At 62.3% G+C, this 15627-nt stretch carries 16 protein-coding genes; 11 read left to right on the top strand and 5 right to left on the bottom strand.

Features of this window, described 5'->3' with window-relative positions:
- Nucleotides 1-73 precede the first annotated feature (73 nt).
- Both typA and KF838_00390 read right to left on the bottom strand, forming a co-directional pair.
- Nucleotides 74-1957 carry a translational GTPase TypA gene (typA, locus tag KF838_00395; GenBank protein ID QYK48326.1) on the bottom strand — a complete coding sequence of 628 codons (1884 nt, stop codon included), beginning with the start codon at nucleotides 1955-1957 and terminating at the stop codon, nucleotides 74-76.
- A 315-nt stretch (nucleotides 1958-2272) separates the two neighbouring features.
- Nucleotides 2273-2641, bottom strand: a complete 369-nt coding sequence (locus KF838_00390; protein QYK48325.1) for a hypothetical protein — start codon at nucleotides 2639-2641, stop codon at nucleotides 2273-2275.
- A gap of 124 nt (nucleotides 2642-2765) precedes the next feature.
- Here KF838_00390 and KF838_00385 point away from each other — a divergent pair, with 124 nt between their 5' ends.
- Together KF838_00385 and KF838_00380 are read left to right on the top strand one after the other, a co-directional pair.
- Nucleotides 2766-3683, top strand: a complete 918-nt coding sequence (locus KF838_00385) for a prepilin-type N-terminal cleavage/methylation domain-containing protein (GenBank protein ID QYK48324.1) — start codon at nucleotides 2766-2768, stop codon at nucleotides 3681-3683.
- A gap of 257 nt (nucleotides 3684-3940) precedes the next feature.
- Nucleotides 3941-4789 carry a transposase gene (locus tag KF838_00380; protein ID QYK48323.1) on the top strand — a complete coding sequence of 283 codons (849 nt, stop codon included), beginning with the start codon at nucleotides 3941-3943 and terminating at the stop codon, nucleotides 4787-4789.
- A 527-nt stretch (nucleotides 4790-5316) separates the two neighbouring features.
- Here the strand turns inward: KF838_00380 and KF838_00375 are convergent.
- From KF838_00375 to rmuC, 3 genes are read right to left on the bottom strand one after another with little or no spacing between them, the layout of a single operon-like run.
- Nucleotides 5317-5940: a hypothetical protein gene (locus tag KF838_00375; GenBank protein ID QYK48322.1), complete on the bottom strand. Its 624-nt coding sequence runs from the start codon at nucleotides 5938-5940 to the stop codon at nucleotides 5317-5319.
- Nucleotides 5937-6125 (bottom strand): hypothetical protein, encoded by a 189-nt coding sequence (locus tag KF838_00370; GenBank protein ID QYK48321.1) that lies wholly within the window; start codon nucleotides 6123-6125, stop codon nucleotides 5937-5939. Before KF838_00370 ends, KF838_00375 begins: the two co-directional genes overlap by 4 nt.
- Before the next feature lie 45 nt (nucleotides 6126-6170).
- Nucleotides 6171-7625, bottom strand: coding sequence for a DNA recombination protein RmuC (rmuC, locus tag KF838_00365; GenBank protein ID QYK48320.1), 1455 nt, complete (start codon nucleotides 7623-7625; stop codon nucleotides 6171-6173).
- A 323-nt stretch (nucleotides 7626-7948) separates the two neighbouring features.
- On the opposite strand from rmuC, the gene KF838_00360 reads away from it, so the two are divergent.
- The 9 genes from KF838_00360 to KF838_00320 all read left to right on the top strand — a co-directional run bounded on the left by KF838_00360 (nucleotide 7949) and on the right by KF838_00320 (nucleotide 15620).
- Nucleotides 7949-8563 (top strand): response regulator, encoded by a 615-nt coding sequence (locus KF838_00360; GenBank protein QYK48319.1) that lies wholly within the window; start codon nucleotides 7949-7951, stop codon nucleotides 8561-8563.
- 107 nt (nucleotides 8564-8670) lie between these two features.
- Nucleotides 8671-8979: a co-chaperone GroES gene (locus KF838_00355; protein QYK48318.1), complete on the top strand. Its 309-nt coding sequence runs from the start codon at nucleotides 8671-8673 to the stop codon at nucleotides 8977-8979.
- A 102-nt stretch (nucleotides 8980-9081) separates the two neighbouring features.
- A complete protein-coding gene (locus tag KF838_00350; GenBank protein QYK48317.1) occupies nucleotides 9082-9315 on the top strand; it encodes a hypothetical protein in 234 nt (77 codons plus the stop codon).
- 236 nt (nucleotides 9316-9551) lie between these two features.
- Entirely contained in the window at nucleotides 9552-11210 is a 1659-nt protein-coding gene (gene groL / locus KF838_00345) for a chaperonin GroEL (GenBank protein QYK48316.1), read from the top strand.
- A gap of 50 nt (nucleotides 11211-11260) precedes the next feature.
- Nucleotides 11261-12625, top strand: coding sequence for a hypothetical protein (locus tag KF838_00340; GenBank protein QYK48315.1), 1365 nt, complete (start codon nucleotides 11261-11263; stop codon nucleotides 12623-12625).
- Between the two features lie 133 nt (nucleotides 12626-12758).
- Nucleotides 12759-13190, top strand: a complete 432-nt coding sequence (locus KF838_00335) for a hypothetical protein (GenBank protein ID QYK48314.1) — start codon at nucleotides 12759-12761, stop codon at nucleotides 13188-13190.
- A 27-nt stretch (nucleotides 13191-13217) separates the two neighbouring features.
- Nucleotides 13218-13715: a hypothetical protein gene (locus KF838_00330; protein QYK48313.1), complete on the top strand. Its 498-nt coding sequence runs from the start codon at nucleotides 13218-13220 to the stop codon at nucleotides 13713-13715.
- A 1-nt stretch (nucleotide 13716) separates the two neighbouring features.
- Nucleotides 13717-13902 carry a hypothetical protein gene (locus tag KF838_00325; protein QYK48312.1) on the top strand — a complete coding sequence of 62 codons (186 nt, stop codon included), beginning with the start codon at nucleotides 13717-13719 and terminating at the stop codon, nucleotides 13900-13902.
- A 737-nt stretch (nucleotides 13903-14639) separates the two neighbouring features.
- Nucleotides 14640-15620, top strand: coding sequence for an NAD(P)-dependent alcohol dehydrogenase (locus tag KF838_00320; GenBank protein ID QYK48311.1), 981 nt, complete (start codon nucleotides 14640-14642; stop codon nucleotides 15618-15620).
- Nucleotides 15621-15627: the final 7 nt, after the last annotated feature.

The raw sequence follows: 15627 nt of genomic DNA, 5'->3' as shown, positions 1-15627 counted from the left end.
AACGTATCGCCCATTCCAAACGTGCCCTGTGCCGCCGACGGATCAGCGTCGAAGCCGCGCGAAACCCGACTCATCAGGCCTCCGCGCCCGCCCGCTCCTTGTCCTTCGACTGACGCTCCGCACGCTTCCGCATGCTCTCATCGAGAATCCGCTTCCGCAGACGCACGCACTTGGGCGTGATCTCCACAAGCTCGTCCTCCTCGATGTACTCAAGGCACTGCTCAAGCGACATCTTCCGCGGCGGCTTCAGCGTGATCGTCGCGTCCTTGCTCGCCGCACGCATGTTGTCCAGGTGCTTCAACCGCGAGATATGAAACGGCAGGTCGTTGTCGCGATTGTGCTCGCCCACGATCTGCCCCGCATACGCCTGCTCACCCGGCGCGACAAACAACACGCCTCGCTCCGCCGCGAGATTCACCGCATGGGGCGTCACCTGCCCGCCCTCGGTCGCGATGATCACGCCGTTGATGCGCCCGAGGTTGTCCTCGGACGCGGGCACAAACGCCTCGAAACGGTGGTGCATGATCGCCTCGCCCTGAGTGGCGGTCAGGATCCGACCACGCAGACCGATCAACGCGCGGCTCGTCATCTTGAAGAGCATGTGCGTCGTGTTCTCGCCCCGCGGCTCCATCTTCACAAGCTCGCCCCGGCGCGATCCGACCAGCTCCATCACGCTGCCGACCGCCGAGTTCGGCGCATCGATCACCAGCGACTCCATCGGCTCCGAGAGAACCCCGTCGATGCTCTTGAGAATCACCTCCGGCTTGCCGACCGAAAGCTCGTACCCCTCGCGACGCATCGTCTCGAGAAGAATGCCCAGGTGCAGCAGCCCGCGACCGGAAACAACGAACTCATCCGACGTCCGCCCGTTCTCGACACGCAGCGCAACGTTCGTCTCAAGCTCACGCATCAATCGCTCGCGGATCTGCCGGCTTGTCACATACTGACCCTCCTGCCCCGCGAACGGCGAATCATTGATTCGGAACGTCATCGTCATCGTCGGCTCATCCACCGTGACCGGCTCCAGCGCAACCGGGTTGGCCGGATCCGCGAGCGTGTCGCCGATGTCAACCCCCTCGATCCCGATCACAGCGCACAGGTCGCCCGCAGAAATCTGCTCCACCTCTTTCCGGCCCAGCCCCTCGAACCGAAGCAGCTTGCCGATCTTGGCGTTCTGCTTCCGGCCGTCCCGCTTGATCACCGTGATCTGCTGCCCGACAGAGAGCGTCCCGGCATACACACGCCCGATGCCGATCCTGCCGACATAGTCCGACCAGTCAAGCGTCGTGACCAGCATCTGCACCGGCTTCGAAGCGTCATCGCTCGGCGCGGGCACATGGTTCACGATCGACTCGAAGATCGGACGCAGATCCTGACCGGGCGCATCCATATCCGTCGTCGCCCAGCCGCCCCGCCCCGATGCGTACACACAGTGGAAGTCCAGCGCGTGATCATCCGCACCAAGATCCACCAGCAGGTCGAACACCTCGTCAAGCACCTCGTCCGGACGCGCCTCGGGCCTGTCGCACTTGTTGATCACCACCACCGGCTTCAGACCCGCCTCCAACGCCTTGGCCAGCACGAACTTCGTCTGCGGCATCGGGCCGTCGAACGCATCCACCAACAGCAGACACCCGTCCGCCATCCGCAGCACACGCTCCACCTCGCCGCCGAAATCCGCGTGCCCAGGCGTGTCGATGATGTTGACCCGGAAATCCTCGCCCGACGCGCTGTGATAGTTCACCGCGCAGTTCTTGGACAGGATCGTGATCCCGCGCTCACGCTCCAGCGGGTTCGAGTCCATGATCAGATCGTGCTGACCGCCCTGCAGCTTCTCCAGCTCCTCCTTGCGGAAGTTGCCGGACTGCATGAGCAGCTTGTCCACCAGCGTGGTCTTGCCGTGGTCGACGTGGGCGATGATCGCGACGTTACGGATATTGGCTGAAGAGGATGGCATACGGACTCTGGGATTCGACTCACCCGGGAACGATCACGCCTCGGTTCGCACCGAGTCATTGGCGTGCATCGCTCTCGAGCGGCTATGTGTGCGGCAGGAAAGGACGGCAGCCGGCACGAGAGCGCCAAACACTCACGTTCAACCGACAGACTCTAAGGATAGGCGACCAACCAACCAGACACCCGACAACCCGTCTCCCCATCGCCCAAGGCCCCGCCTTGAACAGAGTCCGAAGCGCGAGCGGCCTCCCATGCCAATCGCCATCCACTCGCCGAAGGCCACGTCTCTTATCCCACACCTCTCTACTCAACCCATTCACGTCTCGCCCGACCGCGCCCACGCCCGCAGGACCCGAATCACCAGCTCCGAAACCCCGATCAGCAACCCCGCGCCCGGAATCAGCGACAGCAGAAGCCACAGAAACTTCGACCGCCTCTCCTCCGTCAGCCGCTCATGCACCTGCACATACGCCATCAGCCCGACTCCGCCTCCGCACACAATCCCCACGATCACCAGTGCCGTCTCGATCCATCTCACCCGCGGCCAAACCCACTCCGCAATCATCAACCCCGCAACCGCACACACGATCGCCGTCGCCGCAACGAGATAGGACGCGACAATCCCCAACAGCATCGACTCGAACTCGACCACGAACCGCCCCGCGCCCCTCTTGAATCGATCCATGCGAGTCTCCCGCACAACTCCGCACGTACGCCCATCACTTCCTTGCGCTCACCGTGTGCCGCAGTTCAGGTGCGCAACACCCCGCCCCTTCCATCAACCCGCCCGTTCCGATACCATTCCCTCCATGCGCACGCCGCGCCCGAGCCCAACCCGCACGCCGCGTGCATTCACACTCAACGAGCTGCTGGTCGTCATCGCCATCATCGCGGTCCTAGTCGGCATCTTACTCCCCGCCCTCGGACACGCGCGCGCCAACGCCCGCGTCACCCTCTGCCTCTCCAACGTCCGCCAGCAGGGCGTCTCAGTTCTCTCCTACGCCAACGACTTCAGCGGCCTGCTCCCGCCCCGCATCCTCTACCACACCGAACCCTCCACCACCGACCCCACCGGCTGGGAGTCCAACCCCTGGCTCATCAACGCCCTCCTCGCCCGCTACGAAGGGCGCGACTTCCGACGCCGCGAGTTCGGATGGGACTCTCCCGTAGACATCTGGCGCTGCCCGAACGTCAAGCCCGACGACGACGACCTCCGCCAGACCCACAACGGAAACCTCCACCACGCCCCCAACTACTGGCTCTTCTCCGAAGTCGTCATGAACGAACGCACCGGCTCGCTCCTCATCTCCAACGCCGCCCCCGACGCCTGGGCCCCCCGCTACGGCTCACGCGCCTGGCGCACGCTCGATCAGGTCGTCCGAACCTCCGACATCGCCATGCTCATCGACAACGTCGATTACTTCGTCATCGAGCACGGCCACCGCGACGCACGCGAGTTCTTCGGACGCGCCGAAGAGATCATCATCCCCGGAAACGAATCCACCTACGACAACCGCGGCTCCCACGACTCGCTGAGGGTCCGCCCCGCCGCCTTCGCCGATGGACACGTCGCCGCCATCCCCGCCACCGCCCCATACTGGCAGGACACACGCCACACCTACACCACCGGCTCCGGACCCGGTGCCGACTTCCACGAAGCCGAGGTCAAACACCTCCTCTGGTTCATCGGGCCCGGCTCCTTCCGCGCCGGCGGCGGCGAAGACTGATCTCCCTGCACCCCCCGCGCAGCGGCATCCTTCAACCGCCTCCTTCACTCGTGTGGCATGCCTGCTCGAAGAGCAAGCATGTCTGAGAATGAAACGCCCGCTTCCTCGCCGAAGACGACGCATCGAAAAGGGAGCCCCGAGCGCGAGAGCATTTTGCGCCATGTGTTCCAAGGGTTTCCATTGTGGAGACTTGCGCGATCTGATGGCTCATGCCATGCTCGGTCCCACTGGTGGAGCTGCCAGACAGGAGACCGAGCATGGACAACGCGAGTTGGAGGGTGTTGGCGGCGAGCGTGCGGAAGCTGGATCGGAGCCCGCGTGGCGGTCGCTTCACCTTCACCGATGCGGACATCGTGCTGACCTTTCTCTGGGCCGTCTTGCACCGACGACCCACCTCCTGGGCGTGCCGACGCGATGCATGGCCGTTGTGGCGGCGTGGTCGATTGCCCTCGCCAAGCAGGATGAGCCGGCGGCTGAGAACCACCAGCGTCCAGGCGTTACTTGCCGCGGCGGAGGCGGAGAATCTGGTCTCTGCATCGGGAGCGTTGGTGCTGGCTCTTGACGGCAAGGCCCTGCGCGTCGCCTCGCACTCCGGAGACCGGACCGCGACCTTCGGCGCATGGGGACTGCGCGGCTACAAGCTCCATGCGATCTGCGATCTCGCGGGCTCGATCGTCTCCTGGCGTCTCACGCCCATGCACTGCCATGAAGCAGTGATGGCCAAGCGGATGATGCGAGACATGGAGTTGAACGGGTATGTGCTGGCCGACTCGAACTACGACAGCGTGAAGCTCTATGAACTCTGCGCGTGCAAGGGCGGACAACTGGTGGTTCCGCGGAAGGACTGCCGCGTGGGTCGCGGCGTGCGGCGGTCCGGAACGCATCCGGACCGCCGTCGAGCCATCGACATGCTGGAGCAGAGCATGACGGGCTTCGGCAGGGGCCTGCTGTCACTCCGGCGCGTGATCGAGCGTGTGTTTGCACGCCTGGAAATGACCCACCATGTGGGGCTTATCCCGCCGCACGTGCGCGGCATCGAGCGGGTCCGTCGATGGATCCAAGCCATCATCATCCTTGATCGACACACACAGGCAATGAAGCGATGACGCAAAAAGCTCGCGAGCTCGGGGTGTTGCATCTCCACACCACACAAAGCACCCGCCTCTTCGCGCGCCTTCACTCATGCATGTCTAAGCAGGGCGAAGCCCTGTACGCTCGTAGCCGGGGCGTGGAGCGCAATCGCGAAGCGATAAGCGACACCCCCGGTAAACTCCGCCGCGAAGCGGCTTCCTCTAAACGCCTTCAAGTCGCCAACGGCGACGCTTCTTCGCCCGCAAGGGCGCACGACCGTTGCCGGGGGCGCAGCGCCGTCGCGAAGCGACAAGCCAGCCCCCGGTACACTCCCCCGCGCAGCGCATCCTTAGAACGCCTCCCAGTCGCCAAAGGCGCCGCCGCTGCCTTCAAGGCCCAACGGGCCGCCCTAGCCAGAGCCCAGGGCAAGTGAGTGGCGAAGCCACGAGCGTCGCCCTGGGTACAAGCCCCCCGCGCAGCGCATCCTTTGAACGCCTCGGAGTCGCGCACGAGCACGAAGTGCGAGGAGCGACTGAAGATCCGCGCCCTACACGCCCTCTGCTCACCACGCGTTTCGCACGACGATTACACCAGCATGCTCAAGCGGCAACCCCAGTACGGACGAGTATCGAGCTCCACTCCAACCCCGGTATGATTCCACCTCCTCGCCCTCTGACATCATCAGCACCAGGAACCGGCTCGACGAATCGAGCACGACAAGCACCGCACCGCGATTCCGCAAAGGCGTGACTGGCGTATACCCCGCAATCTTCTTTCGATACAGCACGATCGCGTGGTATTGACAGAGGCGAATATCCGATACGCTCTGCTTCACGAAGGTGACGCCAAGCGCCTTGCGACGCACGACCGCCTCAGTCCCTCGCACCGTCCATGCACTCGTGTACGTCGCCGCTGCCACGTACGAAGCAACGATCGTTGCCTCAAGCACGAATATCCATGGCCTGCTCAAAACGCCGCCGTACGGAGCAAAGAGCCACATCGTGTGCAGAAAAGCAAGCACACAGAACGTCGCGATGAACAGTTCCCACGAATAGACCACGCCGCTGTCCTTCACGATCCAGCCCGTGCCATCCTTCGTGGCCTTCGGCTCGACCGCGAACACGCTGGCTCGCCGAAACGCGCGTCCTCCCCGCTCGCAATGACGCATGAACGCCGAGTCGCTCACCCCCGGCTCTCCGGCCCCTCCACCACCCCCTCAATCAACCTCGCCCTCACCTCAACCTCCGGCAACGACTCCACCCCCTTCGCCGACTTCACGCCGCTCTCCTCGAACTTCCGGATCGTCGGCAACAGCCGCGACTCCACGCTCGATGCGAACCTGTTGTGCTGCTCCACCGCGCTGTTTAGCATCGAGCTGCTCAACGCACAAACGATCAAGAAACATAGCTATTGCGTCTACTCTTCCGCGGGCTCAGCCTCCGAGTCTGCATCTAGATGCGCCGCATCGATTCCGAGCACGGCGGAGGACTCCAAGATGGGCATTTCTTCGACCGCTTTCAGCTTTCGCTGAACTGCTCGCGTGCGGACGGAAGCGTCGTCAATCGTGTTGCTCGCTTCAGAGAGCTTCTTCCTAACCTTCTCGATGATCGACGAGAACTTGCCGAACTCGGTCTTGACCGCAGATAGCACCTTCCAGACCTCGCTCGATCGCTTTTCAATCGCCAGCGTTCGAAAGCCCATCTGAAGGCTATTCAGCAGTGCGGCAAGAGTAGTTGGTCCTGCAACGACAACTCGATGCTCACGCTGCAAGAACTCCGTAAGGCCATGGCATCGAAGAATCTCTGCGTAAAGGCCTTCTGTTGGTGCATAAAGGATGGCAAAGTCCGTCGTGGCGGGCGGCGAGATGTACTTTTGCGCGATATCTCTCGCACAATTCTTGATCTGAATCTCCAACTGCTTAACGCTCTCGCGAACTGCGTCGGGATCACCACGCTCGGATGCGTCGACGATTCGCTCGTAGTCTTCCTTTGGACACTTGGCGTCAATCGGCAACCAGACGGGATCATCGGAGTCCGTGTTCTTGCCGGGAAGGCGGAGCGCGAACTCGACTCTCTCGGCACTGCCAGGCTTCGTGGCGATGTTTCGCTCGTACTGCTCTGGAGTCAGCATTTGCTCTAGCAGATTGCCTAGCATCTGTTCAGACCACGTTCCTCGGGCTTTCACATTCGTAAGCACCTTCTTGAGGTCGCCCACGCCTGAGGCGAGCGTGTGCATCTCGCCCAACCCCTTGTGCACAAGCTCAAGCCGTTCGCTCACCAGTTTGAACGACTCTCCCAATCTTCTCTCAAGAGTGTCGTGCAACTTCTCGTCCACGGTCTGCCGGATCGACTCAAGCTTCTTTGAGTTATCCTCCTGAATCTCCTTGAGGCGCTGCTCAACGCTGGCTCTGAGTGCTTCCATACGTCTGTCAATCGCTTCCCCCCAGTTCTTTGACTGTTCAGACGCCGTACTGGTAAACAGTCTGATTGACTGCGCGAGTTCCTCACGAAGAAGTCGGCCAGTTTCTTGATTTGCCGCGTTTCCCCTCGCGATCAAGTCGGCGAAAGCATCAAGTCTTTCGGCCTGTTGACTACCGATATCTCGCAAGTTTCTCGTGAGGGAGTCTGACGCCCCTCGCTGGCTGTTGCTGATCTCTTCTCGCTGTTGACGAGATTGCTCCGCACCGTCGGTGCGAAGTCTCGATATCTCGTCTCGCAATGCTTGCGATGCAGCGCCGGTGGCCGCTTCAGTCCTGTCGAGTCGCTCAATTACTGGTGAAAGATCAACCCGCCGGTTGCGGACTAGCACGATGACGAGCACGCCCGTTACGAGTTGAGTCACAGCCAAGACCACCAAAAGCACATTTGTCATGGGCTATTGATCCCTTAGTGAAGACAAAGACAAGCTAATCCACCGCCTCCCCCCGCGCCTGCTGCGCTCTCATCCCCCACCACGCGCACACCGCAGCCAACCCCAATCCCAGCACCGCAACAACACCCAGCATGATCTCCATGCCCCCATCCTAACCATCCCTAACTCGCCCCGCACACGCCATCTGTCTTCATCTGGCCCTTTGGCCATTCGGCACTTTGGCCATTTCTCCGCGGCCTGCCATCTTGGCACCCGCACCCCCCATCCCTCAACCTCATGGCAGCACCCCACGCCACACCCGCCCCGCCCCCCACCATAAACCCTTGTCAGATCACACCCTGCACGCACCTCTCGCCCGGCACCCGCTTTGCCTCTGCATCGGCACGATGATGTCGGTGCGCGACGAGTTCAACGCCAGCACACCCCCGGCCGACGCCCGCGGCGGTCGCCCCGCGCCCGGCGGCCGGCTCAACCTCCTCCTCTCCTACGCCGGCTGGCGATCCGAGTCCTGGGTTGATCAACTCCCGCGGCTCCTCGAACCGATGGGCGTCCAGTCCCTCCGCGCCGGCACCGGACGCGAAGCCAAAGACCTCATACAGGCAAACCCCATCCACATCGCCGTCGTCGATCTCGGGCTCCCCCTCGACGGCTCCGCGGCCGCACAAGACCTCTCCGAAGGTGGCAGCCGCCTCCTCGAACTCCTCGCCCGTCTCGACGCCCCGCCCCCCACCGTCGCCGTAAAACGCCAACAGTCCACACGCGACGACTCACGCGAACTCTCCGATGCACTCCGCCTCGGCGCATTCGCCGTCATCGATCGCCCCAGCGGCACCCGCGACCTCGAACTCCTGCTCGAAGTCCTCCGCCGCGCCCTCTCACGCTTCTACGCAGGCCGCTGGCCGCATTCACCCCGCATCCCCGACTCACCACCCACCTGATCTCCATTCTGCGAATGCCGAATGGCCAATGCCGAATGTCTCTCCCCTTGTCTCTGTCTCGCTGATTCCCTCACGTCAATCCATTTACTGCCTCGAAGGAGTTTCCCATGGCAAAGAAGTCCGACACCGGTATCCGTCCCCTCCACGACAAGATCCTCGTCCGCCGCGACGATGCCGAGACCAAGACCGCCACCGGCATCTACCTCCCCGAGTCCGGCAAGGAGAAGCCCAAGACCGGCACCGTCCAGGCCGTCGGCGACGGCGCCCTCAACACCGAGACCGGCGAGCGCATCCCCCTCACCGTCAAGAAGGGCGATCGCGTGATCTTCACCTCCTACGCCGGCACCGAGATCAAGCTCGACGGCACCGACTACCTCATGATGTCCGAGGACGATGTCCTCGCCGTCATCGACTGATGGGCAGTGACGGAGTGACACAGTCACACAGTGACACAGTGTCCCCGTTCCTTTCCCCACTCCGTCACTTCGTCACTCAGTCACTTCGTCACTGGATTTCCGATGACCCCTACCCAACTCCGACAAGCCCTCTCCGAACTCGACGGCCATCGCGACCTCGGCGTCGCCTTCGCCGATGTCCACCCGCCCAGTCTCGGGCTCGAGATCAAAAAGGCCATGCTCATCCCCGATGAGCCAGACCACCTCGTCAAAGTCACCGACGGAAAGTCCATCTACATCCTCGATGCCGAACGCATCGCATGGATCCGAATCGAACTCAAGAAACAAGTCTCGTAAAGAAACAAGACAAGAACTCACCACAGAGACACAGAGAACACAGAGAAACCGCAAAGTGAAAGACGTGAAGCGTACATCCGAGTCCCTCGTCAACACGCACACCCCGTGCCGCGACGGCTTCACACACGCTTCACGCTCCTCGCTTTCCCGCTTTCTCCCCCTCTGTGCTCTCTGTGCCTCTGTGGTGAGTCCGGATTTCTTTGCATCGAATCCGATTCCCTGAAAGGAACAGTCTCATGGCAGCCAAAATGATCGCCTTCAACACCGACGCACGCGAGCGCATCCTCCGCGGCGTGCAAAAACTCGCCCACGCCGTCAAGGTCACGCTCGGCCCCTCCGGCCGCGTCGTCATCCTCGAAAAATCCTTCGGCGCACCCACCGTCACCAAGGACGGCGTCACCGTCGCCAAGGAGATCACCCTCGACGACCCCTACGAGAACATGGGCGCACAGATGGTCAAGGAGGTCGCCACCAAGGCCTCCAAGGACGCGGGCGACGGAACCACCACCGCCACCATCTACGCCGAAGCCATCTACACCGAAGGCCTCAAGAACATCACCGCCGGCGCAAACCCCAACCTCGTGAAGCGCGGCATCGACGCCGCAGTCTCCGCCGTGGTCGCCGAGCTCGGCAAGATGTCCAAGAAGGTCGACTCCAGCAAGGAGATCGCCCAGGTCGGCACCTGCTCCGCCAACCAGGATGAGCAGATCGGCAAGATCATCGCCGACGCCATGGACAAGGTCGGCAAGGACGGCGTCATCACCGTCGAAGAGGGCAAGTCCCTCGAGACCGAGGTCGAGCTCGTCGAGGGCATGCAGTTCGACAAGGGCTACCTCTCCCCCCACTTCGTGACCAACCCCGCCACGATGGAGGCCACCCTCGACAAGCCCTACATCCTCATCTACGAGAAGAAGATCTCCTCCGCCAAGGACCTCCTCCCCCTCCTCGGCAAGATCGCCGACGCCGGCGCCTCCCTCCTCATCATCGCCGAAGATGTCGAAGGCGAAGCTCTCGCCACCCTCGTCGTCAACAAGCTCCGAGGCGTCCTCAAGGTCGCCGCCGTCAAGGCACCCGGCTTCGGCGACCGCCGCAAGGCCATGCTCGAGGACATCGCCATCCTCACCGGCGGCAAGGCCATCATGGAAGAACTCGGCCTCAACCTCGAGACCGTCGAACTCTCCGACCTCGGCCGCGCCAAGAAGGTCACCCTCGACAAGGACAACACCACCATCGTCGAGGGCGCCGGCTCCTCCAATGACATCAAGGGCCGCATCGAGCAGATCCGCCACCAGATCGCCGCCACCACCAGCGACTACGACCGCGAGAAGCTCGAAGAGCGCCTCGCCAAGCTCGCCGGCGGCGTCGCCCAGATCAACGTCGGCGCAGCCACCGAAGTCGAAATGAAGGAGAAGAAGGCCCGCGTCGAGGACGCGCTCCACGCCTCTCGTGCGGCTGTCGAAGAGGGCATCCTCCCCGGTGGCGGCGTCTCCGTCATCCGCGCCCGCAAGGTCCTGGACAAGCTCCGCAAGAAGACGGAGAACCAGGACGAGCGCGCCGGCATCGACATCATCCACCGTGCCCTCTCCGCCCCGATCAAGCAGATCGCGGCCAACGCCGGCCTCGACGGCTCCGTCATCGCCAACAAGGTCGAAGAGTCCGAAGTCACCAACTTCGGCTTCAACGCCCTCACCCACGAGTACGGCGACATGCTCAAGATGGGCGTCATCGTCCCGACCAAGGTCGAGCGCGTCGCCCTTCAGAACGCCGCCTCAGTGGCAGCCCTCCTGCTGACCACCGAGGCCGCGATCGTCGAGATCAAGGAGAAGAAGGCCGCGCCGGCTGGCGGCGGCGGCGGCATGCCCGGCATGGGCGGGATGGATGACATGGATTATTGAGATAAAGGCATCTCGCCTCGCGACCGCGAAAGCGATCGCGAGCGCATTGCATGAGTTGGCTGGCCGACGCACATGCCATCGCACGTCCAATGCTTCTGCTGCTCCGAACAGCTGAAGGCTGGCTGACTTGGCGGGCTGGTCTCATCTTGGTTGGACTGCTCTCTTGCTTCGCACCGGCATGGCTCTATGTAGATTGGTCTGCGCAGCATTCACCCAAATCCGAGTTCCCACTTTTGACTGTGCTCGCTTGGTATGCAGCAGGGTTCACAATCCTATTAGCCACATGGATTGTCGCACGCGAGGTATATTGGCGTACAGGACGAGGCACTCGCATTGCCGTCTCCTTTGCGTCGCATCATGTGGATCCGAGTGACCTGCTCATTGTGCGCAAGACGTTTGACAACATAGGCCGTTCGTCGCGCTGCGCGACCTATATGTCGTTCCGCGCGTTCCCGACGAGTCCATCGAGCACCACTGCTGACCAGAAACGTATAGCCGCACGCTATAAGTTTGCGCTGTCACTACGGGTTTCCGTATCACCCATCACGAAGGACTCTGCGACCTACCACTACACAGTCGACGCCATGGTGGCCAGTCAGAAACTTGATGCAAAGTTCCGAGAGTCTATCACTCGCCTTATTCAACACCTCGGAATTGAACCCGCCGGCCCCTCTTCTGTCATGAATGACCTGCGGAGACGTGCGGAGTGGCTTCACGAAGCAGTGCTCGCAACGCTCGGGATGGTCGCCGTGTGCGAACGGCGCCTTGCTGACGCCGGCAACATTCTTGAATATTTGGACTCCGCTCTTTCAAGGAGACTGCCAGCCGACGATGATCGGAGGCAATACATCCGTCACATGTGTTGCCTATGTCTGATGGAGACTTCTTGGTATCCCGGAACCGGGCCCGGCGGTACCGACCAACTGCAAAGAGCAATCGCTGATGCCCACCGTGCGATCCAACTATGCGATTCGGAGTTTAAGTGGGTCTATGCCACACAGGCCAGAAATTACTTCTTTGCAGGCGACCTCGAAAAGTCAATCGGGTGCAATAACAAATGCCTTCAGATAGATCCTAACGAATCTCAGGCTGTACTAAACCATGCGGTTCTGATGCTGTTAACGGACAAGTATGTCGATGCGGCGGACACGTTCCGCCGATATCTATCGAGTCCCGACGCCCCTCAAACAGACTGGCGTGATTTGATTGATTTTGCTGATGTCGCGTCAGAAATGGGGCATGAGAACGCGATCTTTATTCAGTGTCTCTATAGGGGAGTTATTCCGGGTTTCACTATCCCCACAACCTTGACCGCTTCGCTTGAAGCATGGCTAGACGCATCCGCTGAGCGAAAGCCCCTGCGCCAACTGTACGCAAATCGACCCCGATACAAGCGGCTGGCGCAACCCGCATAAGGCAGGTGGGCGGGTGGCCCTAACCTTTCTTGACGTTCCCCGTGCTACCAAGATTGGTCGCTCTGGACCAATCTCGGTGCTCTTCCGCCCGCTAGCGCTGGAAAGGCGGTCCCCATTCGGTTACGCTGATCGCATGCTGTACGAGGACAAGTATTCGTTTGATGCCGTAGTCGAAAGAGCATACTCCAAGTCCGGACTCCCTCTGGACGACTTGCCGTACACGGATGCTTTCGACTTGATATACGCCGAGGTGACCAAGTCCTTCCCGAGCAAGACGGAGCGGGAGGTCTTCCACTATCTCCTAACCGTCCGCAAGGCCGCGGAACTGCCCCGATCCGGAAAGCCGGGCTCCCCCGCACCCCACCTGGAGCCGGACCAGAAAGATGCATTGGCGAGAGCCGTCGTGGCCGAGGTCGGCTCCGTCGGCGCTCGCGACCAGTTGCCCTATACCGACAAGTTTGACCGCGTCGCAGCCAGCTTCAAGGCCGCCACGGGCATCGACCTTCCGCGGCACGACCTGTGGCGAGCAATCGCCAATCTCTCCAAGACCCCGCTCAAACCATAACGCACCTCGCGCCACTGGAGTCCTGCCATGAACTACTGGAGGATGCAACTCCATCCCTCTGACCCCGCCCGATCCGCAGCACACGCTATTCGAAGCGTCTCCGCTGGCTTCATCGGCCTCGACTTCGAGTCCGATGTGGGCGACATGCGACGGATCTCTCGCGAGAGCGTCTCATCGGGCGAGCGAGACTACTTTGACTTTGTCTCGCCCATGCAGGTCGGCGACCTTGTCCTCGTGGTGGCTCACCACTTCCAGGTCGCGCTCGTGACGGTAAGCGGAGAGTACAACTACATCGCCACGCCCGACCGCGGCTTGGGCGTCTGGTTCCGCCACTTCCGCCGGATCGACACGCGGAAGACTCTCTTCTGGGCCGATCACATGACCAATGCCAAGAAGTGGGAACCCATCACCATGACCGACACGATCGCACGACTTCAAGATCCCAAAGGAAAGACCTATCAGTTGATCGAGGAGTGGCGCCGCGAAGCAACTGCACGTGCTTCGGTGGAGCAAGTATACTGCTGAGATGAACTCAGGCATCTGGCTCGGACTTGCAGGGGTCGCCGCATTGTGGATTGCAGGCGGCGTGGCTGTTGTTCTTCGCAAGAAGCAAAAAGAGAGAGATCGAGCTACGATTCTTCGAATCGTCCAAGACATGGACAGCCGCAACGATGGTCCATCGGCCCCACGCGATGACACTTCGCCGCTCTGACGGCTTGGAAGCGCTACCTCCCCCGCTGCCTCACGTCCGAGCGTCCCGAACGGGACGCAGGCCTTTCGGCGCGCCTTTGAGGCCGGCACGGCCGACAGAATCCAGCCCAGGGGTGGGGGGGCGTGAGCCCTGGGGATCACGCCGCGCCACCAACCCCCTCCCATTCCGATCCGAGCCCTGCAAGGGCGGCACCTCTCCTCTTCAGCCCGCAGGGCTGGAAGTTGATAGCCGGGGGTCAAGGGAGCACCGCCCCCAGCGATCGAGTGCGACCGCGACCCCCGGAAACCCGTCGCGCAGCGACTTCCTTTGAACGCCTCCCCGTCGCCAAAGGCGACCGGCCTTTGTCTTTCCTCTTCTCTGAGCGTCCCAGCGGGACGCCCGTTTGTAGCCACGGGTGGAGGTCGCGCTTCGCGACCGGAACCCGTGGAAAGCCCGCCCGCAGGGCGCATCCTGAATGGAGCGGGGCGGACGCCCCCGACTCCCTCTTCTCTCCCCAGCCCGGCGGTTTACCCGACGGGCGCTCTCCCCAACCTCCCCCTCGCGATCGCCCTCAAGAGCGATCGCGAATCTCCCAGCGGCCCGGACGCCCCCGCATTCCCCTTCACCGACTCTCCCCCAACCCCCGCACCTCGCCGGTCCCCGTGCGAATCACGGGGCCGGGCTCGGCGCGGCCTCCTTCTCCCCTGTTCCCCGTCACCCATCGCAATTGACTTCCTGCCTCTCGCTACTCTCTGGCCATGCTCGCCGCGACCTATCGCTGTTACGGGCCGCCATCGGTCTTGTCCATATCCGAAGTGCCGACGCCGTCGCCGGGACGGGGAGAGGTTCTGATCCGGGTGCGGGCGTCAACGGTGTCGAGCGGCGATGTCCGTGTGCGATCGCTGGACCTGCCCTCACCCGTCTTCATGCCCATCGTGCGGTTGGTCTTCGGCGTGAGAGGTCCGCGCAACCCCATTCCGGGTGCGGAGTTGTCCGGCGTGATCGAGGCGGTGGGAGACGGTGTGGACGAATGGAATGTCGGCGATCTCGTGATCGCGTCGACCAGCGCCAAGGGGCGGGCGAACGCGCAGTTCGTGGCTTTCCCTGCGGACGGGGTGATCGTCAGAAAGCCGGACAATCTCGGTTTTGAAGAGGCAGCGTGCCTTCCCTTCGGAGGGCTGGCGGCCAACTACTTCCTGCAAAGGGGCGGGCTGCGCGCTGGTCAGCGGGTGCTCATCAACGGGGCAAGCGGGTCGCTGGGAACCCACGCGGTCCAGTTGGCGCACCACGCCGGAGCGCATGTGACGGCGGTTTGCACCCCCAAAAACCATGCACTGATGCGTGAGTTGGGCGCAGACGAAGCAATCGACTATCAGGCAACGCCGCTCGAGTCTCTGCATGTGGAGAGGAAGTATGACATCCTGTTCGAGACAGTGGGCAAGGTGGCGTTCGCGCAGACGAGGCATCTGCTGGCGGAGGACGGGCGATTTCTCGCGGCGGTAATGACCCTGACGGAGATGCGCCAAACAATAACAACGCGACTGGGGCGGCAGAGGGTCATCGGCGGGGTGACCGCCGAGCAGCGTGCAGACCTGCAGCACCTGGCCGATCTGTCGGCCGCGGGACATCTGACGCCGCCGATCGACAGGGTGTATCCGCTGGAGGAGATCGCCGCGGCACACGCCCACGCACAGACCGGTCACAAGGTCGGGCACATAGTCCTGGTCATGCCGGCGTAATGTGAAT

The organism is Phycisphaeraceae bacterium, assembly GCA_019454185.1.
GTDB lineage: Bacteria > Planctomycetota > Phycisphaerae > Phycisphaerales > UBA1924 > JAHBWV01.
Note: the sequence above shows the minus strand (reverse complement) of the source record. Positions and strands in the feature narration are given on the sequence as shown.